This is a genomic window from Halorubrum sp. SS7 (assembly GCF_005435055.1).
GTDB lineage: Archaea > Halobacteriota > Halobacteria > Halobacteriales > Haloferacaceae > Halorubrum > Halorubrum salinarum.
Map to the genome: position 1 here is coordinate 1 of NZ_SGXV01000050.1, position 2,947 is coordinate 2,947.

The 2,947-nt window shown below is 59.3% G+C and carries 4 protein-coding genes; all 4 read left to right on the top strand.

The annotated features are described in order from the left end of the window. Nucleotides 1-184, top strand: a 184-nt coding sequence (locus tag EXE44_RS20330) for a hypothetical protein (RefSeq protein WP_158293479.1), incomplete at its 5' end; no start/stop codon positions are given. Further along, nucleotides 181-1,293 (top strand): ABC transporter ATP-binding protein, encoded by a 1,113-nt coding sequence (locus tag EXE44_RS16265; protein WP_137717943.1) that lies wholly within the window; start codon nucleotides 181-183, stop codon nucleotides 1,291-1,293. The genes EXE44_RS20330 and EXE44_RS16265, both read left to right, overlap by 4 nt. After that, entirely contained in the window at nucleotides 1,280-2,608 is a 1,329-nt protein-coding gene (locus EXE44_RS16270; protein WP_137706078.1) for an OFA family MFS transporter, read from the top strand. The genes EXE44_RS16265 and EXE44_RS16270 overlap by 14 nt, the downstream gene beginning before the upstream one ends. A gap of 145 nt (nucleotides 2,609-2,753) precedes the next feature. After that, nucleotides 2,754-2,947, top strand: a 194-nt coding sequence (locus EXE44_RS21135; protein ID WP_206750393.1) for a hypothetical protein, incomplete at its 3' end; no start/stop codon positions are given.

Genomic DNA, 2,947 nt, shown 5'->3' on the forward strand with positions numbered 1-2,947 from the left:
CTACTCAGCGGAGGAGCCCGGCCATCGAACGTGGTGTCACCTCTATAACGATGCGGTTGCCAACGACGGGGACGAGGTCCAGCGTGTCGACGACGCGGAGGCGAAACAACTCATCCAAGAACACGAGGCCAGCGACGATCTGGTCACCCCGCAGCGGCCCAACTTCGGAGGGGAGTACAGATGAGTAGCCAATTCGAATCATCAGTCACCGATACCACAGGTGGTCAGTCAGCCGAGTCGGGCGGTGAACCGCTGCTGAGTGCGAAGGGCCTGAAAAAGCACTTTCCAGTTGAACAGAGCTTCCTCGACCGCCTGTTCGGTGATGACGAGTGGGTTCACGCCGTCGACGGGGTAGACCTGACGCTCGCCGAGCGGGAAACCCTCGGTGTGGTCGGTGAGTCCGGGTGTGGGAAGTCCACCCTCGGGCGCACACTGTCTCGACTCTACGAACCGACTGCTGGGACCATCCATTTCGACGGTGAAGAGATCTCTGACGCCGAAGGGGACCGGCTGAAAGCGCTCCGAAAAGATGTTCAGGTCATCTTTCAGGATCCGCTTTCATCGCTGAACCCACGAAAAACAGTCGGGGAGATTGTCGGCAAGCCGCTGGCGGTCCACGACATCGCGACTGGTGAGGCCAAAGACGAACGTGTCGCCGAGTTGTTCGAGGAGGTTGGCCTCTCACCCGACTTGCGCGACCGCTATCCACACGAGTTTTCCGGCGGCCAGCGCCAGCGTGTCGGTATCGCGCGTGCCCTTGCCGTGGAACCGAAACTCATCATTGCCGACGAGCCGGTTAGCGCACTCGACGTGAGCGTCCAGGCACAGATCCTGAACCTGCTCGAAGACCTCCAGGAGTACGGCCTCTCGTACGTTTTTATCGCACACGACCTATCAGTGGTGCGGCACGTCAGTGATCGTATCGCAGTCATGTATTTGGGAAAGATCGTAGAGGAGGGGCCGACACACGATATCTTTGAGGCACCGGCTCATCCCTACACGAAGTCACTGCTGGCAGCAATTCCGAGTATCACCGGCGAAATGGGGCGGCGAACCGTCCATCTCGATGGGAATCCACCAAGTCCTATCGACCCACCATCGGGATGTCCGTTCCATACCCGCTGTCCGGAGTACATCGACGAGGAGTGCGAAGCCGATGAGCCAGCGCTCCAACCGGTCGAGCAGAGCGCCGAGTCCGACCCCGAGCGGCACCGGTCGGCGTGTCACTGGAACGACCGTGACGAGGCTGACCGCGCAGCACAGAGTCCGTACGGAAACGATGTCGGGGGATGATTCCCACGCGTCTGCTGGGTCTACGACCGACGATCCGGGCACAGCAGCTCATGACCACTTGGGTTTCTCGCGGTGGTGGTTAATCGTCGCTGCTGCGGGCTCGATGGGCGTGGTGAGTCCCTACCAATACGTCTGGTCGTCGATCGAAGGACCGCTGGCGCGAGATCTCGGGATCGCATTGCCCGCACTGGGGCTCGTGTTCACGCTGTTCGTGATATTTCAGGCTGGCTCACAGTTTCCTGTTGGCTGGTGGCGTGACCGACACGGGCCGCGAAACCTGACCGCCATCGCAGCAGTGCTCGCCGGTGGTGGATACATCGGTATCACGTACGCAACGACAGTGTGGCACCTCTACGTACTGTACTCGCTGGGGGCGATCGGCGTTGGCATCGTGTACACCGTCGCGGTGAACACAGCCCTGAAATGGTTCCCCGACCGCCGCGGGCTGACCACTGGTGTCGGGACAATGGCTTTCGCCGGTGGCGCAGCACTGTTTGTCCCGTTCGTTCGTGCCAACGCTGCTGTTGACGCGTACAGCAGAGTATTGCGACTGATGGGTGTCCTCATCTTTGTCGTTGTCCTCCTGACGGCAGTGCTGCTACGGGATCCGCCGCCAAACTGGTTCAGGGACAGTAAAGAATCGAACGAGGCTCCGGCCGATCAGGCCTCAGCGGCGAATTTTCAGTATACATGGCGCGAAACAGCTCGAACCTGGCAGTTTTGGCTTATGTACGCAATGTTCGTTGCGGTGAGCGGAGCTGGTCTCATGGTGACTGCGAAGGTGATCTCATTTGCGCAGGCGATGTCGTTAACCGAGAATACGGCCACGCTCTCGGCGACAATGTTGCCCGTTGCGGCCGGGATCGGTCGCCTAGTCATGGGCGACCTCTCCGACCGGTTTGACCGACGATACATCATGGCGGTCTCATTTGCCTTGTGTGGAATCGGCGTTGGCAGCCTGGTTTTCGCCGCTCAAGCGGGGTCAACGGTCTTGTTCGTGGGGAGTGTCGTGTTAGCAACGTTCTTCTGGAGTCCGCAGTACACGCTGTTTCCAAGCTTGGTCGGTGAGTATTATGGAGAGGCTCACTCCTCGTCGAACTATGCGCTACTCTACTCTGGGAAAATGTGGGGTGGTATCTTCGGTGGCGCGGTCGCCGGCTGGCTGGTAACCGTTACTTCGTGGACGTTTACCTTTGGTATCGGAGCTGTCCTCGCTATCGGTGCTGGGGTGAGTGCATTAGCACTCCAAAGGCCTACCAAACACCCTGTGAGACCAACTGGTAGCGCTGTGAACCCTGGCGAAAAGCAGGACTGAACGTAGCTGTTGGCTCGCCCGCCCGATTACGATTTGAACAGGGCCCTTCATACGAGGAGGGGGTCAAGGCTAGGGGATGGCATTGTGGAGAGCTGCGAAGGATTTGACCCAGCGGTCTCCTGATACCACCGGCGCAGGGCCTCGTATGAGCGCCAGACTACCCGCTCAACGCGCCGATACGGGAGATCGGCTAATACAAAAACGCTGCTTCGACACGCTGTTCGGTCGGGGTATCTTCACGAAAAAATACTTTCTGATCGCGTGTTTTCGCGACCACGCGGTCGAGCATCTTCGAGTCACCAACTCACCCTTGCTCGGCCGCACTCTTCACGCTAAGGT

What these genes read in the sequence shown, in the direction of transcription:
- EXE44_RS16265 (WP_137717943.1), top strand. Translation starts at nt 181, where the DNA reads ATGAGTAGCCAATTCGAATCATCAGTCACCGATACCACAGGTGGTCAG.
- EXE44_RS16270 (WP_137706078.1), top strand. Translation starts at nt 1,280, where the DNA reads ATGTCGGGGGATGATTCCCACGCGTCTGCTGGGTCTACGACCGACGAT.